At 67.6% G+C, this 18131-nt stretch carries 19 protein-coding genes; 11 read left to right on the top strand and 8 right to left on the bottom strand.

The genetic code is table 11. The annotated features are described in order from the left end of the window. Entirely contained in the window at positions 1–1077 is a 1077-nt protein-coding gene (locus tag BM360_RS16855) for an acyl-CoA dehydrogenase family protein (protein ID WP_093316333.1), read from the bottom strand. 185 nt (positions 1078–1262) lie between these two features. Between BM360_RS16855 and BM360_RS16850 the strand changes: the two genes are divergently transcribed. The 9 genes from BM360_RS16850 to BM360_RS16810 are packed head-to-tail and all read left to right on the top strand — an operon-like array spanning position 1263 to position 9386. Continuing rightward, positions 1263–1664: a nuclear transport factor 2 family protein gene (locus tag BM360_RS16850; RefSeq protein ID WP_165611340.1), complete on the top strand. Its 402-nt coding sequence runs from the start codon at positions 1263–1265 to the stop codon at positions 1662–1664. After that, complete coding sequence (locus tag BM360_RS16845; RefSeq protein WP_093316330.1) at positions 1661–2011, top strand: putative quinol monooxygenase; 351 nt, start codon at positions 1661–1663, stop codon at positions 2009–2011. Before BM360_RS16850 ends, BM360_RS16845 begins: the two co-directional genes overlap by 4 nt. 20 nt (positions 2012–2031) lie before the next feature. Then, positions 2032–3243 (top strand): aromatic ring-hydroxylating oxygenase subunit alpha, encoded by a 1212-nt coding sequence (locus tag BM360_RS16840; protein ID WP_093316328.1) that lies wholly within the window; start codon positions 2032–2034, stop codon positions 3241–3243. Between the two features lie 2 nt (positions 3244–3245). Further along, positions 3246–3569, top strand: coding sequence for an NIPSNAP family protein (locus BM360_RS16835; protein WP_093316327.1), 324 nt, complete (start codon positions 3246–3248; stop codon positions 3567–3569). A gap of 3 nt (positions 3570–3572) precedes the next feature. After that, a complete protein-coding gene (locus tag BM360_RS16830) occupies positions 3573–4334 on the top strand; it encodes an SDR family NAD(P)-dependent oxidoreductase (RefSeq protein WP_093316325.1) in 762 nt (253 codons plus the stop codon). A 34-nt stretch (positions 4335–4368) separates the two neighbouring features. Beyond that, entirely contained in the window at positions 4369–5340 is a 972-nt protein-coding gene (locus BM360_RS16825) for a thiamine pyrophosphate-dependent dehydrogenase E1 component subunit alpha (RefSeq protein WP_093316324.1), read from the top strand. Between the two features lie 13 nt (positions 5341–5353). Next, entirely contained in the window at positions 5354–6379 is a 1026-nt protein-coding gene (locus BM360_RS16820; protein ID WP_093316322.1) for an alpha-ketoacid dehydrogenase subunit beta, read from the top strand. Further along, complete coding sequence (locus BM360_RS16815; protein WP_093316321.1) at positions 6376–7836, top strand: 2-oxo acid dehydrogenase subunit E2; 1461 nt, start codon at positions 6376–6378, stop codon at positions 7834–7836. The genes BM360_RS16820 and BM360_RS16815 overlap by 4 nt, the downstream gene beginning before the upstream one ends. Continuing rightward, positions 7833–9386, top strand: a complete 1554-nt coding sequence (locus BM360_RS16810; protein WP_207544633.1) for a fatty acid--CoA ligase — start codon at positions 7833–7835, stop codon at positions 9384–9386. Before BM360_RS16815 ends, BM360_RS16810 begins: the two co-directional genes overlap by 4 nt. 52 nt (positions 9387–9438) lie before the next feature. Here the strand turns inward: BM360_RS16810 and BM360_RS16805 are convergent, their stop codons facing one another. After that, complete coding sequence (locus tag BM360_RS16805; protein ID WP_093316318.1) at positions 9439–10188, bottom strand: ThuA domain-containing protein; 750 nt, start codon at positions 10186–10188, stop codon at positions 9439–9441. 71 nt (positions 10189–10259) lie between these two features. On the opposite strand from BM360_RS16805, the gene BM360_RS16800 reads away from it, so the two are divergent. Continuing rightward, positions 10260–10964, top strand: a complete 705-nt coding sequence (locus BM360_RS16800) for a TetR/AcrR family transcriptional regulator (RefSeq protein WP_093316317.1) — start codon at positions 10260–10262, stop codon at positions 10962–10964. Between the two features lie 20 nt (positions 10965–10984). On the opposite strand, the gene BM360_RS16795 is transcribed toward BM360_RS16800, so the two are convergent. Genes BM360_RS16795 through BM360_RS16780 form a run of 4 tightly spaced genes read right to left on the bottom strand, consistent with a single transcriptional unit; the run spans position 10985 to position 15048 of the window. Further along, positions 10985–12328, bottom strand: a complete 1344-nt coding sequence (locus tag BM360_RS16795) for an aromatic ring-hydroxylating oxygenase subunit alpha (protein WP_093316315.1) — start codon at positions 12326–12328, stop codon at positions 10985–10987. A 13-nt stretch (positions 12329–12341) separates the two neighbouring features. After that, entirely contained in the window at positions 12342–13103 is a 762-nt protein-coding gene (locus BM360_RS16790; RefSeq protein WP_093316314.1) for an SDR family NAD(P)-dependent oxidoreductase, read from the bottom strand. Then, on the bottom strand, positions 13100–13636 hold the full coding sequence (locus BM360_RS19670) for a nuclear transport factor 2 family protein (RefSeq protein WP_165611339.1): 537 nt from the start codon (positions 13634–13636) through the stop codon (positions 13100–13102). The genes BM360_RS16790 and BM360_RS19670 overlap by 4 nt, the downstream gene beginning before the upstream one ends. 35 nt (positions 13637–13671) lie before the next feature. Next, the gene (locus BM360_RS16780) at positions 13672–15048 is read right to left on the bottom strand and encodes an aromatic ring-hydroxylating oxygenase subunit alpha (protein ID WP_093316312.1); all 1377 of its coding nucleotides are present in this window, start codon (positions 15046–15048) and stop codon (positions 13672–13674) included. Between the two features lie 134 nt (positions 15049–15182). On the opposite strand from BM360_RS16780, the gene BM360_RS16775 reads away from it, so the two are divergent. After that, positions 15183–16154: an NAD(P)H-quinone oxidoreductase gene (locus BM360_RS16775; RefSeq protein ID WP_093316311.1), complete on the top strand. Its 972-nt coding sequence runs from the start codon at positions 15183–15185 to the stop codon at positions 16152–16154. Positions 16155–16184: 30 nt separating this feature from the next. On the opposite strand, the gene BM360_RS16770 is transcribed toward BM360_RS16775, so the two are convergent. Continuing rightward, positions 16185–17543: an aromatic ring-hydroxylating dioxygenase subunit alpha gene (locus BM360_RS16770; RefSeq protein ID WP_093316309.1), complete on the bottom strand. Its 1359-nt coding sequence runs from the start codon at positions 17541–17543 to the stop codon at positions 16185–16187. Further along, the gene (locus BM360_RS16765) at positions 17536–18060 is read right to left on the bottom strand and encodes a nuclear transport factor 2 family protein (protein WP_093316307.1); all 525 of its coding nucleotides are present in this window, start codon (positions 18058–18060) and stop codon (positions 17536–17538) included. Before BM360_RS16765 ends, BM360_RS16770 begins: the two co-directional genes overlap by 8 nt. Positions 18061–18131: the final 71 nt, after the last annotated feature.

The following is an 18131-nucleotide window of genomic DNA, read 5'->3' as shown; positions in this document are numbered from 1 at the left end:
TCAGGCCTCGACCAGCACGGCGCTGTGATGATGCGCGCCCGATGCGACGACCGCCTCGGCATAACGCTCCACCGGCTGCTCGACCGCCTCGGCGCGGAAGCGGAACGCCTGCAGGTGACGGAAGCGCGCCGAAATATCGAGCTCGTCGGAGACGCCCATGCCGCCATGCAGCTGCACCGCCGTCTCCGCGACGATGGCCGATGCCGCCGCGATGCGTCCGGTCGCGGCGGACAGCGCGCGCTCGGCATCGGCGCCCGGGCCCGCCGCGTCGAGCACCAGCGCGCCGAGCATGGCCGCGACCTCCGCTTCCTTGGCGGCGACCGTCATCTCCGCCACCCGGTGCTGGATCGTCTGGAACGCGCCGAGCGGGCGGCCGAACTGGCGGCGCTCGCGCATGTAAGCGGTGGTCGCATCCAGCGCACCCTCCAGCACGCCCAGCGCCTGCCACGCCCGCGCCAGCTGGCCACGCGCGATGGCCAGCGCGCGGTGCCGCGGCCAGTCCGCCCCCACCTCGAGCCGGCGCGACGGCGCGTCCTCGGCCACCACATCCACGCCGATCGTGTCGTCGAGCAGCGGCACCGGCGTCACGCGCACATCCGCCGGATCGACCAGATGGAGGCTCTGCTCGCACGCCGCGAGCAGCCCGTGCGCCGCATGGCCGCCGGCAAGGCTCCGCGCGCTTCCCGAAACGCCGCTAACGCCGCAAACCAGATCGAAGCAGGGGGCAAGGCGCATCTCTCCCCCGATCAGCGCCTCGATCAGATCGTCTGCGCCCTCGGTGCCGCCGAGCAGGGTGCCCGCAACCACCGCCGCTGCGACAGGCTCGATGGCGAGATGCCGGCCGAGCGCGCGCATCATCAGCCCGATCTCGACCGAGCCGCCGCCGAACCCGCCTGCTGTCTCGGGCACGGCGATGCCGAAGCAGCCAAGCTCCGCCAGCGCGGACCAGATGGCGGGATCGCCCCAGCGCTGCTCCGCGACCATCTGCCGACGATGTTCAAACGCGTATCGCTTTTCCAGGAATCGACCGATTCCATCGGCGAACAGCTGCTGCTCGTCAGAAAGCGCAAGGTTCAAAGGGGGTCTCCAGCCTCCGGTGCGGGAGCCGCATGCGGCCCGGCAGCCCGGTGACTATGCCCAATGCGGGTGCGAGGAAAGCGTTTTTGTAGTGCGCGTATCCATTTTTGATGTTCACATCCGCAGCGCCGCCGCTTATCAACGGCCAACCCCGCAGCAGCGGCCACGAAGCGAGAGGAGGCAGCGTGTTCACCGGACCGGAGACGGATCGCCTGGCGTTGCGTGAACTGCTCGATCGCTACAGCGATGCGGTCAACCGCATGGATGCGGACGCCTGGGGCGCCACCTGGGCCGACGATGCGGTGTGGCGCTTCCGCGGCGGCGAGGTGCAGGGGCGCGAGGCCATCGTCGCCACGTGGCGCAAGGCCATGGCCGGCTTCGACGCCGTCTGGTTCAGCGCCTTCCCCGGCGCCGTCGAGGTCAGCGGCGATGCCGCGACGCTGCGCACCCACACCTTCGAATATCTGCACCCCGCCGCCGGCCCGCCGCGGCTGCAATCGGGAACCTATCTCGACCGCGCGCTGCGCACGCCCGATGGCTGGCGCTTCGTGGAGCGCGCCTTCACGCCCAAGGAGATGAAGCTGTGACCATCCTGATCACCGCCGTGATGGATCTGGAGCCGTCCGTCGCGGAACGCATCCTCCTCGGTGCGCGTCCGCTGATCGAGGCGTCGCTCGCCGAGCCCGGCTGCGAGGCCTATAGCTGGGCGCTCGATCCGCTGACCCCCGGCCGCATCCACGTGTTCGAGCGGTGGACCGACGAAGCGTCGCTGGCGCATCACTTCACGTTGCCAAATTACACCGAGATGCGCACGCACCTGCGCTCGGCCGGGCCGATCAAGTCGACCAGCCGCAAATATCGCGTCGCACATGACGAGCCGGTCTATGACGAGACGGGCACGCCGCGCGCCGATTTCTTCACGCTGCCCGCCTGATCCTGGAGGAGACCGGCAGCATGGCTTCCGTCGCAGACCGGCCCGGCACGTCGCCCGAGATGGAGGCGGCCCGCCGCGAGTCGCATTACGCGCTCCGCCGCCGCACGCTGGATCGGATGCGCTCGCGCTCCACCGATCTCGATGCGGCGCCGATGCGGATCGATCCGGCCGTCTATACCAGCGCCGATTATGCCGAGCGGGAACGGCGCGCCATCTTCCACGGCATGCCGATCGTGGCGGGGCTGACGCGCGACATCCCCGAGCCCGGCGACATGATGCTGTTCGACGTGCTGGGTCCGTCTATCCTGCTCGTCCGGTCGAAGGCGGGCACGGTCAACGCCTTCCTCAACATGTGCCCGCACCGCGGCGCCAAGGTGGTGACCGACTGCAGCCGCCGCACGCGGATGACCTGCCGCTTCCATGCCTGGACGTTCGATCTGGAGGGCAAGCTGATCGGCCAGCCCGGCAAGGAAGGGTTCGAGGGCGTCGACAAGGCGGAGCTCGGCCTGCTGCCTGTGCCTGTCGCGGAGCGCTACGGCCTGATCTTCGTCCGCCTGACGCCGCGGGGCGAGCCGATCGACGTCGATGCGCATCTCGGCGATTTCGCGGGTGAGATCGCGCATCTCGAGCTGGGCAAGGCAGATCCCATCCGCCGCTCGGAAATACCGTGCGAGGCGAACTGGAAATACGCCCTCGATACCTATGGCGAAAGCTATCACTTCGCTTCGCTCCATCCCGAGACGATCGGCCAGCTCGCTTACTCGAACATCATGATCTACGACAATTACGGGCTCCATGCCCGTCTCGCTTTCCCCCGCGCCGAGTTCATGGACTATCAGGAGCGGGACGAGGCGGAGTGGCCGCATACCGATTATGGCGGCCTCTACATGCTGTTCCCGAACATGATCATCAACGTCAATTCGATCCCCGGCGTCGGTCAGTTCTACGGCATTTCGCGCGTCTTCCCGGGTGAGACGGTGGATCGTTCGCGCACTTTGCTGTCGACCTATCAGCCGGCGCATTCGGGTGCGGAGGTGGATGTCGCGAAGTGGGCCGAGATGCACGATTTCATCCAGCGCGTCGTGACGGAGGAAGATTATTCCGTCTCGCGCGACGGGCAGGACAATCTGCGCTGGGCGCCCGAAGGCTTCGCCACCGTGCTCGGCCGCAACGAGATCGCGCTCCAGCACTGGCACCGCAATCTCAACGCCATCATGCAGGGGCGCAACTGACCATGCTCTACATGAAGTCCGAGATCACGGTCGTCCCCGGCCACCTGCCGGCTCTGCTCGATCTGCTCAACGACCGCGTCTTTCCAATCATGGAAAGCGGCAGCTGGCGGCTGATCGGCTGCTTCGTCCAGCGCACCGGCCGGCTGAACACGATTACCGACATCTGGGAGATGGACGGCTACGCCGAATTCCCGCTCACCTACGACAAGTTCCGGGCCCACCCCGATTATCCCGAAATCCGCGTCCTGCTCGACACTTACATCGAGACGGAGACGCTCGTGTTCATGGACGCGCGAGGCGGCCGCCTCGCCCGGCAGGAGATTTAAGCGATGGATCTGAAGCTCAAGGGCCGCAAGGCGATCCTGGCGGGTGCCTCCAAGGGCCTCGGCCGCGCGACGGCGGAGCTGCTGGCGGCAGAGGGCGTCGACATCGCCTTCTGCGCGCGCGATCAGGCGGGCGTCGATGCCGCCGCCGCGGCGCTCCGCGCGCACGGCGGCAAGGTCGAGGCGGCCAGCGTCGACCTGACCGATCCCGCCGCGTACAAGGCGTGGATCGACGCGTCGGCGGCGGCGCTCGGCGGCTGCGACATCTTCGTCTCCTTCACCTCCGCCAAGGGTCCGCCCGCCAGCGAGGAGACGTGGCGCAACGCCTTCGAGCAGGATCTGATGGGCGTGTGGCGCGGCATCGATGCGGTGATGCCGCACATCGAGCAGTCGGACGCCGCCTCGATCGTCGTGATCGGCACCACCGTCGCGATCGAGCCGAGCTTCGGCCCGCAGCCTTATGCCGCGATCAAGGCCGCGCTGGTCCATCACGCCTCCGCGCTCGCGCAGCGCCTCGCCCCCAAGGGTATCCGCGTGAACAGCGTGTCGCCGGGCGCCATCTTCATCGAGGGCGGGGACTGGGACAAGATCAAGCAGGGCCGGCCCGAGCTGTACGAGAAGACCGTCGCCGGCGTGCCGATGGGCCGCCTCGGCCGCCCGGAGGAGATCGCCGCGGCGATCACCTTCCTCTGCTCGCCGCTGTCCGCCTACACCACCGGCGCCAACCTTGTCGTCGACGGCGGCATGGTCAAGCGCGTCCAGTTCTGACAGCCGCCGCCGCCGACACGAGAGGGAAGCCGTAATGCAGCTCAGTCGCGAGCAGATGCTGGGCGCGTATCGCCAGATGAAGGTGATCCGCGAGTTCGAGGAACGCCTGCACGTCGAGATCCAGAAGGGCGAGATTGCCGGCTTCACCCACCTCTATTCGGGGCAGGAGGCGGTCGCGGTCGGCGTGTGCGAGCAGCTGACCGATGGCGACTACATCATCTCCACCCACCGCGGCCATGGCCACTGCATCGCCAAGGGCTGTGACGTGAAGGGGATGATGCGCGAGATCTACGGATCGGCCGAAGGGCTGTGCAAGGGCAAGGGCGGCTCGATGCACATTGCGGATGTCGACAAGGGCATGCTCGGCGCCAACGGCATCGTCGGCGCCGGCGCCCCCATCGCGGTCGGCGCCGCCATCTCCGCCAAGCTGGACGGGCAGGGGCGCGTGTCCGTCGCCTTCTCGGGCGACGGCGCGTGCAACCAGGGCACCACGTTCGAGGCCATGAACCTCGCCGTCGTCGTCAAGGCGCCCTGCATCTTCCTGTTCGAGAACAATCATTATTCCGAACATACCGGCGTCGATTACGCCGTCGCCACGTCGGGCGACATCGCCAGCCGCGCCGAGGCGTTCGGCATGAAAGTGTGGCGCGGCAACGGCTCCGATTTCTTCGCCGTCACCGAGGTGATGCGCGAAGTGCTCGAATATGTCCGCGCCGGCAACGGCCCGGCCGCGGTGGAGCTCGATACCGAGCGCTTCTTCGGCCATTTCGAGGGCGATCCGCAACGCTATCGCGGCCCCGGCGAGCTCGACCGCATCCGTGCCGAGCGGGACTGCCTCGAGGCGTTCCGCACCCGCGTGACCGAGGCGAAGCTGCTCGAGGGCGCCGATCTCGATCAGGTCGATGCGGAGGTCATGCAGATGATCGAGGCCTCCGTCGCCGAGGCCCGCAGCGCGCCGCGGCCCACCGCCGCCGACGTCCTGACCGACGTCTACATCAGCTACTGAGGGGCTTCGCACCATGGCGAAAATGCAGCTGCGCGAGGCGATCAACCTCACCTTGCACCAGGAGATGGAGCGCGATCCGAGCGTGATCGTGCTGGGCGAGGATATCGTCGGCGGCATGGGCACGGCCGGCGGGCCGGAGGCGATCGGCGGCATCTGGAAGACCACCGCCGGCCTTTACGAGAAGTTCGGCGCGGGCCGCGTGATCGATACGCCCATCTCCGAATCCGCCATCATCGGCGCGGCGGCGGGCGCGGCGCTGGCCGGCAAGCGGCCGGTGGCGGAACTGATGTTCGCCGATTTCGTCGGCGTCTGTCTGGACCAGATCTGGAACCAGATGGCCAAGTTCCGCTACATGTTCGGCGGCAAGAGCCGCTGTCCGGCGGTGATCCGCATCGCCTACGGCGCCGGCCGCAATGCCGGGCCGCAGCACAGCCAATCCGTCTACGGTTTGATGACGGCGATCCCCGGCCTCAAGGTCGTCATCCCGTCCAGCCCGGCCGAGGCCAAGGGGCTGCTGACGCAGGCGATCCGCGACGACGATCCCGTCCTCTTCTTCGAGCCCAAGGCGCTCTACGCCACGCGCGGCGACGTGCCCGAGGAGGAATATGTCATTCCCTTCGGCCATGCCCGGCTGGTGCGCGAGGGATCGGACGTGACGATCGTCACCTGCGGCCAGCTCGTCGGCACGGCCGCCACCGCCGCGGACCGGCTGGCGCAGCAGGGCATCGGCTGCGACGTGATCGATCTGCGCACCACCAGCCCGCTCGATGAGGAGGCGATCCTCGACTCCGTCGAGACGACCGGCCGCTTGGTCGTGCTCGACGAGAATCCGCCGCGCTGCGGCCTTGCCGCGGATATCGCCGCGATGGTCGGCGAAAAGGCGTTCGCCGCGCTTCGCGCGCCGGTCAGCATGGTCACGCCCCCGCACACGCCCGTGCCCTTCGCGGTCGAGCTGGAGCGCGCCTACCTGCCTGATGCCGAGCGCGTCGAGGCGGCGGTGACGCAGCTGCTCGGCTACCGCGGGAGTGCGCCGCGATGAGCGGCCTGCGCGCCTTCACGATGCCGAAATGGGGCATCGAGATGGAGGAAGGCACCGTCGCCGACTGGATGGTCGGCGAGGGCGCGGATTTCGCCAAGGGCGATCTCGTCACGCTGATCGAGACGGACAAGATCACCAACGAATATGAGGCGGAATTCCCCGCCCGGCTCGCGCGCATCGTCACGCCTGCGGGGGAGGTGCGCCCCGTTGGCGCGCTGCTCGCGGTGTTCGCCGATCCCGGCTCGTCGCCCGATGCGGCAGCGCTCGACGCCTTCGTCGCCAGCTATCGCCCGGGCGGCGCCGCTGCCGCCACGCCGCCTGCCGCCTCCGTCTCGCCGCCCGCGCCGCAGCCGACCGTCGCCGCGGCACCGCCCGCCATTCCGGACGGCCTGGCGATCAGCCCCGCGGCGCGCCAGCTGGCCGAGGCCCGCGGCGTCGATGTCGCCAGCGCCACGGGCTCCGGCCGCGACGGGCGCCTCACCTATCAGGATGTCGATCAGCTCGACCGTCCGGCACCGCCCCCGGTCGGCGGCGCGCCCGTCTCGATCGCGCCGACGACCGCGGCGCTCGATACCGTCTTCGCCTCGCCGCTCGCCAAGCGGCTGGCGGTGCAGCACGGTGTCGATCTCAGCGGCATCGCCGGCAGCGGCCGCCGCGGCCGCATCGGCAAGGCGGACGTGCTCGCCTGCATCGCCCCGGCTGCTGCGCCAGCGGCGCCCGCGCCCGAGGCGACGCCGGAGCCTGTCGCGCCACCCGCGCCACCGCCGACGCCCGCAACCGGCGTGGAGGTTGTCCGCATGTCCGCCATGCGCAAGGCGATCGCGCGCCAGCTCACCTTGTCCAAGAGCACGATCCCGCATTTCTACCTGCGCAACAGCGCGCGGGTGGATGCGCTGAATTCGCTCCGCGCGCAGGCCAAGCGTGCGGCGGGTGAGGCGCCGTCGATCAACGATTATCTGATCCGCGCCGTGGCTCTGGCGCTGAAGGCGCATCCGGACGTCAACATCCAGGTCCATGGCGAGGAGATCCATCGCTTTCCCCACGCCGACGTCGCCGTTGCGGTGGCGACCGACAAGGGCCTGCTCACGCCCATCGTCCGCGCGGCCGATACCAAGTCGGTCGCGGCCATCTCCGCCGAGGTGAAGACGCTCGCCGCCCGCGCCCGCGCGGGCAAGCTCGCCTCCGAGGAGTTTCAGGGCGGCAGCTTCTCCGTCTCCAATCTCGGCATGTTCGGGATCGAGCAGTTCGATGCCATCATCAATCCGCCGCAGGGTGCGATCCTTGCGGTCGGTGCGGCGCGGCAGGCGGCGATGGGCGTCGATCATGCGCTCACCTTCGCCACGCGCATCCAGCTGTCTCTGTCGTGCGATCACCGTGCCATCGACGGTGCGGTCGGCGCGCGCTTCCTGGCCGAACTGACCCGCCTGATCGAAACGCCCGAGGATCTGACCGCGTGAGTGACGAGCCGACGCTCGGCGCGCTGATCCGCGCGCAGGGGGCGCGTTATGGTGACAAGACGGCGCTCCGTTTCGAGGGCGCGGATACCAGCTATGCCGCGCTCGACGCACGCGCCAGCCGCGTCGCGAACGGCCTGATCGCGCAAGGGATCAGGCCGGGCGAGCGGATCGGCTATCTCGGCAAGAACCACCCGGCTTATTACGAGCTGCTGTTCGGCGCCGCCAAGGCGGGCGCCGTCATGGTGCCGGTCAATTGGCGGCTTGCCGATGCGGAGCTGGACTGGATCATCCGCGATGCACAGGTCCGCTGGATCGTCGCGGGGCCGGACTTCGCAGGCAGGCTGGCGGCGCTCTTTGCCGGGCGGGCGGATGCGCCGACGCTGCTGCCGCTCACCGACTATCCGGCATGGCGGGACGGGCAGCCCGACAACGATCCGGATGTAGCGGTCGACGCCGGGGATGTCGCGGTCCAGCTCTACACGTCGGGCACCACCGGGCGGCCCAAGGGCGCGATGCTCAGCCACCGCAACCTGCTCGTCTATCGCACGCTGCCGGTCGACGCGCAGCCGGCCTGGAACCGCTTCACCGACGACGATGTCAGCCTCATCGTCATGCCCGTCTTCCACATCGGCGGCACCGGCTTCGGCACGCAGACGCTGGCCGCGGGCGCGACTGGGCTCGTCGTCGCCGAGTTCGATGCGGGGCAGGTGCTCGATTTCATCGAGCATGAGCGGCTGAGCAAGATCTTCGTCGTGCCCTCGGCCCTGCAGATGCTGCTCGGGCACCCGCGCGCGCGCGAGGTGGATTATGGCCGCATCCGCACCATCCTCTACGGCGCGTCGCCCATCCCGCTGCCGCTGTTGCGCGAGGCGATGGCGGTGTTCCGCTGCGGCTTCGTCCAGATGTATGGCATGACGGAGACGTCGGGCACCGTCTGCGCACTGACGCCCGAGGATCACGACCCCGCCGGCACCGTCCGCATGACGTCTGCCGGCCGCCCCATGATGCCGGGCGTCGAGATCCGCATCCAGGATGCCGCCGGCACCCCGCTGCCAACCGGCCAGAGCGGCGAGATCGCCATCCGCGCGCCGCTGGTCATGGTCGGCTACTGGCAGCGCCCCGATGCGACCGCGGAGGCGCTCTCGCCCGACGGCTGGTTCCGCACCGGCGATGCCGGCTATCTGGACGAGGGCGGCTACCTCTTCATCCAGGATCGGGTGAAGGACATGATCGTGACGGGCGGCGAGAACGTCTATCCGGCCGAGGTCGAGGCCGCGCTCTACGAGCATCCGGCCATCGCCGAGGTGGCGGTGATCGGCGTGCCTTCCGCGAAATGGGGCGAGGAGGTGAAGGCGGTCGCGGTCGCGAAACCCGGCACCGCGATCGAGCCCGCCGAGGTGATCGCCTGGGCCCGCCAGCGCATCGCCGGTTACAAACTGCCCAAGAGCGTCGATGTCATCCCGGCGCTGCCCCGCGGGCCGACCGGCAAGATCCTCCGGCGCGAGCTGCGCGCGCCCTTCTGGGAAGGCTATGCGCGCAACATCAACTAGTTAGGCCATGTAGGGCGCCCTGTCGGAATAGGGCGCCTGAGTGTCAACTTCGTCACCTTAGGCCCGCCTTGGTCCAGGCGATCCCGCGCCGCAGCAGTTCGTAATATTCCGGGCACCGCCACGCGCCCCGCTGCACCTTCGGGAACCACTCGACCTTCGGCTGCATGTCCAGATGCCCGCGGCAATGCCCCAGCGCATTGTACAGGATCGCGCCGTCGCCCCAACGCCGCAGGTACATGAGCGGATGCCGCCTCGCGCTCCACTGGTCCGCAACAAAGGCCGGCGCCTCACCCTCGAAATCGACATGCAGCAGCGTCTCGATCTCCGCCGTCGGACGCGACAGATACAGCTCGTCATCCTCCGGCTCGAACGGCTCGATGCCCGCGACCAGCGGATGATCCGGCTGCGTCACCTCCACCCGGAACGGCCCCACCGGCGGATGCGCGACAAAGGCCGTGCCCAGCGTCTCCATGAAGTGCGGCGCCCAGTCCGGCGCATCCACCTTGCCGTTCTCCAGGAAGCGCAGCACCGAGTTGCAGCCATGCAGCGCCAGCCACCTTCTGCCGCCCGCCAGATAAGCACGCAGCCGCTCCTGCACCGCCAGCGACGGGATCACGTCGCACGTATAGCTGACGAGGATGTCCGCCGCCTCGATCGCGTCGATCGCCTCATAATCCTCGAACACGCGCACCCGCACGCGCTGGTCCTCGGCCAGTAGCTTGAGCAGTTCCAGCCGGGCAAAGTCGATGTCGTGCCACTTGCCGCCGGCGATCAGGACGCAGTCGATCCGGCGCTTGTCCATGTCCACGTGGTTACTCCCGAAAACAGTCTTCATTGCTTGCCTTGCCGCGCCGCGGCGGGATAGGCCGGGCCATGAACGCCGCGATCCGCACCGCCTTGTCCGAGCTCGAACCTGCCGGGATGGCGACGCCCGATGCGGGCCTGCAACAGCGCAAGAGCGCGGAGACGCGCGTGACGATCCTCGATGCGGCGGTCGATTGTCTCGCCCGCGTCGGCTACGCGCGGACCACGACGCAGCTGATCGCGAAGGTGGCGAACGTGTCCCGCGGGGCGATGCTGCACCATTATTCGACCAAGCAGGAGCTGATCGCCTCCGTCATCGACTATGCCTTCTACCGGCATCTCGAACAGTTCATCACCTCGGTGCGCGAGCTGCCAGAGGTGGAGCGGATGCGCGACAATGCGGGCATCCTGATCGACTGGCGGCTCTACCAGTCGCGCGAATATAGCGCCTATCTCGAGCTGACCGTCGCTGCGCGCACCGACGAGGAACTCCGCGCCACCTTCGTGCCCAAGGCCCGTCGGCACGACCGGGCGTGGCGTGAGGAGCTGGAGCGCGTCTTTCCCGAATGGGCGGACGATCCTGCGCTCCTGTCCCGCTCGCGCCGGCTGGTGCAGACGGTGATGAGCGGCATGGTGCTCAACCGCGACGTATGGGCCGACATCGACATGGAACGTGCGCTGCTGGCCTTCCTCTCCTCCGCGCTGCTGAAGGTACGGGAGGGCACGCTCGACTGGCCCGACGGCGACGATCTCGATCTGCCCGTCACCGCCTGATCCGGCGGACGGCGACGCAATCACCCGCGCGCCATCCACCGCTCCAGATTGTCGTGGAAATAGCGGACGCGGGATTCCTGCCCCGCCAGCACCTCGCGCTTGTAGCCGCGCGAATGCAGCGCCTTCTGCTGCGCACTCCACAGGGCGACGTCCTGATCGATCGTCGGGCCCATCGTGTAATCCCCGGCCTTGCCGCTCTGGTGCGGTGCGGGCGTTTCCATGCTGACCCAGTCGCGCATGGTCGGCGAATAGTAGCTCGTCTGACCTTCCGGGAAGAGGTTCAGATACCACATGTCGAAGAAGCACTTCTCCGGATCGGTCGGGTGCGGGCGCGCGCGCAGCCAGATATTGCCGTCGGGCTTCATGCTGAAGGACAGGTTCGGGAACAGCGTGTAATGCCAATTGTCGGTCAGCATCGTGTCGTCATAGCTCGAGAAGTCATATCCCTTCTCGGCACCGAGCTTGCGCTTCTGCTGTTGTAGCGCCTCGCGCAGGTCATGCATGCGCCCGCGGAAGTCCTCCGGGTCGAGGCCCCAGAAGCGGATATGCTCGCCCATCTGGCGGATGATCTCGGGCTCGCCGCCCCGCAGCGTGCGGCTGGGTGCGCCGCCGGCCATCAGCATTCGCGCATGGCCGCTCGGATAGAGATCGAACTGCGAGTGAAGATAGGAGAATTCGGCAACATATTTCAGCTGCGGATGAGCATGGAAGACGTGGTAGGATTCGTTGAAGTTGTCCTGAACCAGCTTCCAGTTGAAATCGCCCTCGATCGTCACCCAATGGGTGCGGACCATCTGGTCCATCGGGTAGGCGTCAAGATGATCGGCCACGGGGGCGAGGAAGTCGCGCAGCGGCTCGGCATCGTCGTCCATGTTGAACCAGACGAAGCCGCCCCAGATGCCGGTCTTGATCGGCACAAGGTTCTTGGATCGGCAGTTGGCGGAAGCAGGGAAGTCCGGCTCGTCCGGGATCGTCTTTATCTCGCCGGCGAGATTGTAGGACCAGGCGTGATAAGGGCAGGTCAGCCGCCGGGAGTTGCCGACTTCCTGCGTCACCAGCATCATGCCGCGATGCTGGCAGACGTTGTAGAAGCAGCGGATCTCGCGATCCTCGCCCATCACTGCCAGGATCACCTCGCTGCCGAATTCCAGCGTGACGAAGTCGCCCGGCTTGGTGAACTGGTTGACCATCGCCGCGACCTGCCAGGTGCGCGTCCAGACGGTCTCCCACTCGCGCTTCCAGAAGTCGCGATCCCAATAGCGCTCGGGCGTGATCGGCTTGTTGCTGAGCGTGGGCTCGGGCGCCTTGCTCAGGTCGACGCCGATGGGGCGTCCTGCGTGCGGCTGAATGTCGATCTTGCCCATGGGTGGTTCCGGCTCAGGATGCGAAGTCGCGAGGGGTGGGAAGGCGGCGCAGGTGCATGCCGCCGCTGACACGGACGAGATCGCCCGTCGCGGTGCATTCGTCGCTGGCTAGCCACAGCGCGGCTGCCGCGACATCCTCCGGCTCGGCCAGATGCCCCGTCGGCGTCTCGCGCTCGAAGGCCTCGCGCAGCGCCGGGTTCTCGAAATAGGCGCCTGTCATCCGCGTGCGCGTCAGGCCGGGTGCGAGCGAGTTCACCCGGATGCCGCGCTCGCCATATTCGACCGCAGCCACCCGCACCACCTTGTCGGCGGCGGCCTTGCTGCCGGCATAAGCGGCGAAGCGCGGGCCGGTCAGCTCGACCGTCAGCGACGAAATGGTGATGATCGATCCGCCGTTCGTCATCGCCGCGGCGACGTCGCGAATGAACAGGGACGTGCCGACGAAGTGCAGCTTGGCCTGCTCTAGCAAACCTTCATAGGTCTCGTCCGCGATCAAGGAAGAGTGGTTCACCCCGGCGAGGTTGATCGCGATGTCGAGCCCGCCGAGCGCCTGGGCGGCGGCCTTCACGCCGGCAGCCAGGGAGGCTTCGTCGGTGATGTCGAGCTGCACCGTCGGCAGTCCGAGCGCCGCGCCCGCGGCCGCGGTCTTCTCCGCATTGCGGCCGCCAAGGACCACCTGCGCGCCTTCCGCCACGAAGCGGCGGGCGATTGCCGCCCCCATGCCATCGGCGGTGGAGGCGCCGGCGAGCAGCGCGCGCTTGCCCTGGAGCCTCATGCCGCCACCGCCTGACCTGCGGCGGAAAAGCCCTGCGCGTAGAGCGGATCGTGCGGGGCGCGCTGGCCATAGCGGCGATCACCACCCGCGGCCCGATCCCACATGTCGCTGCGCGGATCCGACGCGCTCCAATCCGAGACGAACTCGCGGTGCGCGATCCGCCATTCGTCGCCGCGCCGCTCGAACCGGTCGAGATAGCGGCCGGCGACCGTCGTGCGCAGCGCCTGCCCGGCCGCGTCGGTCACGTCGTGATAGGCGACGAAATAGCTTTCGGACCACGCCTCGTCGCCGGAGACCTCGACAAGCACGTTGCCGATGACGTGCTGCGTCCGCTCCATCGTACGCAGCAGCGGCAGCACCCACGCGATGAACGCATTCGCATCGCCCTTGAAGTAACCGTGGTCGTCCGTGCCGTCGGGGTGAAAGACCGAGCGGAGGACAGCCTCGTCGCAGCGGTCGAGCCCGCGGGCGAAGCGGTAGACCAATTCGGTGCATGCCTGCTTGTCGAGCAGGATGCGGATATCAGCGTCCACGCGTCTCTCCTTCTTCGCAGTAACGGACAGCGCCGTCAGCCCGCGAGATATTTGTCCAGCGTCCGGTGAAAATGCCGGATGCGACTTTCCTGATAATGGGCGAGATGGAGCGCCTTGGTCTTCGACGCCTCCATGCCGGTCTGGACGTGGGGAAGATTGTCCATGTCCTGCTCCAGAACGACGCCCAACTGGCCGAGATGGTCGGCGAAGCTCTCGTGCGGTTCGATCAGCTTCATCGTCGGCACCGGGGCGGTCTCGCCCGGCTTCAGCCGGCCGAGCAGGCGCACCTCCATCAGCGTGTGGCGCACGTCGGGCCAGGGCCGCCAGCGATAGACGACGGTCGGCTGAAAGCCGCCCCACGGCGAGAAGTTGGGGAAGATGTTGTAGGTGAAGGCGTCCTGCACCTCCGCATCGCTCGCATGATCGAGATCCTGCCCGAACAGGTCGGCGAAGCGGCGGCGGTTGAACTCGCCCATCGTGGCGCGGGCGGTGCGGCCCTCGGGCACGTCGATGGTGGTGCCGGGGGTCACGACGCGACCATTATATTTCAGGAAATTGTTGATGATCTCCTGTTCGTTGTCCGACACCCCGAGCGTGGGGGAGAGGACGCCGAACGGCGTGATGGCGATGTTCACATGATCGCCATAGAGGTTGTACTTGGAATTGACGTCGCCGGTGAACCCCATGATCTGCGGGTGCGTGGTGGAGACGTGGAACGCCTCCATGAACGCTTCGGCGCACGCCTTCCAGTTGGCGGGAATGACCTTCGCCACCCATGCGGTGGTGTAGGCGCGGTCGTGCGACCAGCGATCGAACTGCTCGGGCAGGGGCGCCAGATACTCGGCCAGCGTCGGGCCGCCCTCTGACTCCTTGATGAAGATATAGCCCGCCCATTCGCCCGCCTGGGCCTCCGGCAGCGACAGGTCGACATTGTCGAGATGCGGGAAGTCCCAGCGGCAGGGGATCTGCTTCAGTGTGCCGTCCGTCTTCCAGGTGAAGCCATGATAGGGGCACTGGAAGTCGTCGGCATAGCCGCTCGATGTCCGCAGCTTGCGCCCGCGATGCAGGCAGACATTGTGGAAGGCACGGACCGATCCATCCGCCTGCCGCGTGACAAGGAAGGAGCGGCCGGCATTCTCGTAGAGGACGTAATCGCCGGGCTCGGGCATCTCCTCCTGCCGCGCGACGAATTGCCACACGTTCGGCCACATCTTCTCGCACTCGGCGCGGAAGAAGGCCTCATCGGTGTAGCGCGCCACATCGAGCGGAGCATTGCCCATATCTTCCTGCGCATGATCCAGCAGGAACTGCGGCAGGGGTCGGCTGTCCGCGGCGGCCAGGCTGTCCCACGTGGTGGTGGGCGCCCCATCGGGCTGCTCGGGCACGCGCGGCGCGCGGGGATCGTAATTCATTGTCCTCTCCCGTTCTGACGGGCTCTGATGATGGCATCATGGCAGACCGACAAATTAAAGACAATCTTGATTGTTTTTGATTCTGCTGAACGGGCAGGGCAGAGGCGATGGACGGATTTGGCTGGGAGAGGGTTATGCGGGCTGTTCAGATACGCGGCGGCAAGGGAACGGCGGCAGACCTGTTCGTCGGCGAGGCGGCCACGCCTGAGCCGAAACCCGGCGAGATCCTGATCCGGGTCGCGGCGGCAGGCGTCAATCGCCCCGACATCGGCCAGCGCGAGGGCAATTATCCCCCACCGCCGGGCGCATCGGAGGTCATGGGGCTCGAGGTCGCAGGCACCGTCGAGGCGGTGGGCGAGGGGGTCAGCCGCTGGCGCACGGGTGACCGCGTCGCGGCTCTGCTGCCGGGCGGCGGTTATGCCGAATATGCCGTCGTGGATGCGCGGCATGCGCTGCCGGTGCCCGAGGGCATGGACCTGATCGAGGCAGGGTCTTTGCCGGAAACCGTCTTCACTGTCTTCACCAACCTGTTCGAACGCGGTCGGCTGAGCGCGGGCGAGACGGCGCTGATCCACGGCGCGAATAGCGGCATCGGCACGACCGCGATTCTCATGGCGAAGGCCGCAGGCGCCCGCGTGATCGCAACGGCCCGCGGCGGAGACAAGGCAGCGCGGGCAAAGGCGCTCGGTGCCGACCTCGCAATCGACGTGACCGCAGAGGATTTCGCCGGGACGGCCCGCGCCGCGGGCGGCGTCGACCTCGTGCTCGACATCGTCGGCGGCGACTATTTCGCCCGCAATATCGAGGCGCTCAACGCGGACGGGCGACTGGTCCAGATCGCGACGCTGGGCGGCAACATCGTCGAGACCGATCTGGTCAAGCTGATGTTCAAGCGCCTGACGCTCACGGCATCAACACTGCGCGGCCGGCCCGCGGACGAGAAAGCGCGCCTGACTGCGGCCATTGCCGATGCGGCATGGCCATGGTTCACCTCCGGCCAGATCCGCCTGCCGATCGATCGGCGCTTCGGGCTGGAGGAGGCCGGTGCCGCCCACCGCTGGCTGGAGGACGGCAACCAGTTCGGCAAGGTCGTGCTGATCCCCTGACCAAGCGCCTGGCGCGCCGATCCTCCCGGATCAGCGCGCCAGATAGGCGTCCAGCACCTGATGCAGGTGGCGGATGCGCGACTCCTGGTAATTGCCCAGCGTCTCGCCGCGCTTCTTCGACGACTGGAAGCCGCGATACTGGCGGGCGAGGTTGTCCGTATCCTGGTCGAAGGTCGCACCCAGCCAGCGCTCGATCCCCGGTGCGTCGCCATAGCTCTGGTCGTGCGCGATGCGCACCGGCTCGACTGGCTCGGGATGCTCCTCGCCGTCCTTCAGTGGCCGCAGGAACAGCAGATCGAACAGCGTGCGGCCCGGATCCATGCCGATCGGGCGAAAGCGATAGACCATCGGCAGCGATACGCCCGGAAAGACGCACATGTTCGGGAACAGGTGATACTCGATCGAATCGAGCATCTCGCTGTCCGAATAGGCGCTGAGATCGAGACCCCACTTGCTGCCGAGATTGGTGCGTCGCCAGTCCGCGGCCACCGAGCGCGCGGTGCGGCCCTCGGGCACGATCGTGCCGGGCGGCAGATGCATCTTCTCGGCAATCTCCTGCTCGGTCTGCGGATGCGCGTAATGCGGGCTCGGCACACCGTGCGTGTGGACGAAGCGGGAGACGTGATCGCCGAACACGTCATATTGCGCATTGGCATCGCCCGCAAAGGGCAGGTTCTGCGCGTGCGTCTCGACCACGTGATAGGCCTCGAGGAACGCCTCCTGCGCGGCCTTCCAGTTGGTGTTCAGTTCCTTCTGCACATGCACCGCCACCGCGCGGCGGCCGAGATCCCAGCCGTCGCGAAGATGATCGGGCATCACGCCGAGGAATTGTTCGAGCGGCTCGGCATCCTCGTCCATGTTGATGAAGACGAAGCCGCCCCACGTGCCGACCTTCGCCTCGGGCAGGCCGTAAGCGGCATTGTCGACATGCGGGAAATCCCAGCGGCACGGGATCGACTTGAGCGTGCCCTCGGTCGTCCACGTCCAGCCGTGATAAGGGCAGCGCAGCTCCGGCGTCCATCCCGCGTCACCCGGGCGGCGCAGCTGCGTGCCGCGGTGGAGACAGGCATTGTGGAAGGCGCGGATGCGATCGTCCTGTCCGCGCATGACGATCAGCGAATGGGGCCCGACCTCATAGGTGATGTAATCGCCCGGCTCGCTTATATCCTCGACGCGGCATGCCCATTGCCACACCTTCGGCCAGAGCTTCTTCATCTCGAGGTCGAAGAAGGCCTGCGAGTAATAGCGCTCATAGGGAATGTCGCCGTCGCCGAGAAAGGCAGGAGATTCGGTGATCAGCGCGTCCGGCACCTTCTGCCGGTCCGCCAGGATGATGTCGCGCGTGCTCGGGCCGGGGCAGCGATGCTCGCCGGGCTTCAGGTCAGACATGGTCGTCCTCTCGGATGTGGGCGCTGGGATCGGCGCTGCCGCGGCCGCCGCGGAGCGCCGTGGGCGTGCGGTGGAACCAGTCGTCGGCGGCGGGGTCGGTGCGTGTCCAGTCGACCACTTCGCGGCGATGCGTGATCGCCCACGCACCGTCTCTGCGCTCATAGTGGTCGAGGTAGCGGCCGGCGATCTGGAGGTCCTGCAATCCCTCGCCGGCATCGCGGCGGTGCCACGCGTGGAAATAGACCTCGCCCGTCGCCTTGTCGCCGTCCAGCTGGATCAACGACTGGCCGAGCGCGTGCCATGTGGCGGGATAGCGGGCGAGCAGGCCCTGCGCGAAAGCGACGAAGTCTGCCGCGCTGCCGGTGAAGAAGCCGTAATCGACCGTGGCATCAGGGTGAAATGCTTCGAGCTGCAGCGACGCCTCAAGCCGATCCTGCCCGCGCATGTAGCGCGCGATGCAGTCGGCAATGGCGACCCGATCGGCCAACTCGCCCAATGATGGCGGTCTCTCCGGCATTCCCGCTCCTTGGATATCGCGTCGCCGTTGCGATCGATGCGCCTGCACAATACAGTCAAGCTATCCTGTAT

The organism is Sphingomonas jatrophae (assembly GCF_900113315.1).
Classification (GTDB): Bacteria; Pseudomonadota; Alphaproteobacteria; order Sphingomonadales; family Sphingomonadaceae; genus Sphingomonas_P; species Sphingomonas_P jatrophae.
This window is presented reverse-complemented; position numbering and strand designations above follow the sequence as displayed.

Excerpts from the sequence above, each read along its gene's own strand:
- BM360_RS16840 (WP_093316328.1), top strand. The coding sequence starts at position 2,032 with ATGGCTTCCGTCGCAGACCGGCCCGGCACGTCGCCCGAGATGGAGGCG.
- BM360_RS16835 (WP_093316327.1), top strand. The coding sequence starts at position 3,246 with ATGCTCTACATGAAGTCCGAGATCACGGTCGTCCCCGGCCACCTGCCG.
- BM360_RS16830 (WP_093316325.1), top strand. The coding sequence starts at position 3,573 with ATGGATCTGAAGCTCAAGGGCCGCAAGGCGATCCTGGCGGGTGCCTCC.
- BM360_RS16825 (WP_093316324.1), top strand. The coding sequence starts at position 4,369 with ATGCAGCTCAGTCGCGAGCAGATGCTGGGCGCGTATCGCCAGATGAAG.
- BM360_RS16820 (WP_093316322.1), top strand. The coding sequence starts at position 5,354 with ATGGCGAAAATGCAGCTGCGCGAGGCGATCAACCTCACCTTGCACCAG.
- BM360_RS16815 (WP_093316321.1), top strand. The coding sequence starts at position 6,376 with ATGAGCGGCCTGCGCGCCTTCACGATGCCGAAATGGGGCATCGAGATG.
- BM360_RS16805 (WP_093316318.1), bottom strand. The coding sequence starts at position 10,188 with ATGGACAAGCGCCGGATCGACTGCGTCCTGATCGCCGGCGGCAAGTGG.
- BM360_RS16800 (WP_093316317.1), top strand. The coding sequence starts at position 10,260 with ATGAACGCCGCGATCCGCACCGCCTTGTCCGAGCTCGAACCTGCCGGG.
- BM360_RS16795 (WP_093316315.1), bottom strand. The coding sequence starts at position 12,328 with ATGGGCAAGATCGACATTCAGCCGCACGCAGGACGCCCCATCGGCGTC.
- BM360_RS16790 (WP_093316314.1), bottom strand. The coding sequence starts at position 13,103 with ATGAGGCTCCAGGGCAAGCGCGCGCTGCTCGCCGGCGCCTCCACCGCC.
- BM360_RS16780 (WP_093316312.1), bottom strand. The coding sequence starts at position 15,048 with ATGAATTACGATCCCCGCGCGCCGCGCGTGCCCGAGCAGCCCGATGGG.
- BM360_RS16775 (WP_093316311.1), top strand. The coding sequence starts at position 15,183 with ATGCGGGCTGTTCAGATACGCGGCGGCAAGGGAACGGCGGCAGACCTG.
- BM360_RS16770 (WP_093316309.1), bottom strand. The coding sequence starts at position 17,543 with ATGTCTGACCTGAAGCCCGGCGAGCATCGCTGCCCCGGCCCGAGCACG.
- BM360_RS16765 (WP_093316307.1), bottom strand. The coding sequence starts at position 18,060 with ATGCCGGAGAGACCGCCATCATTGGGCGAGTTGGCCGATCGGGTCGCC.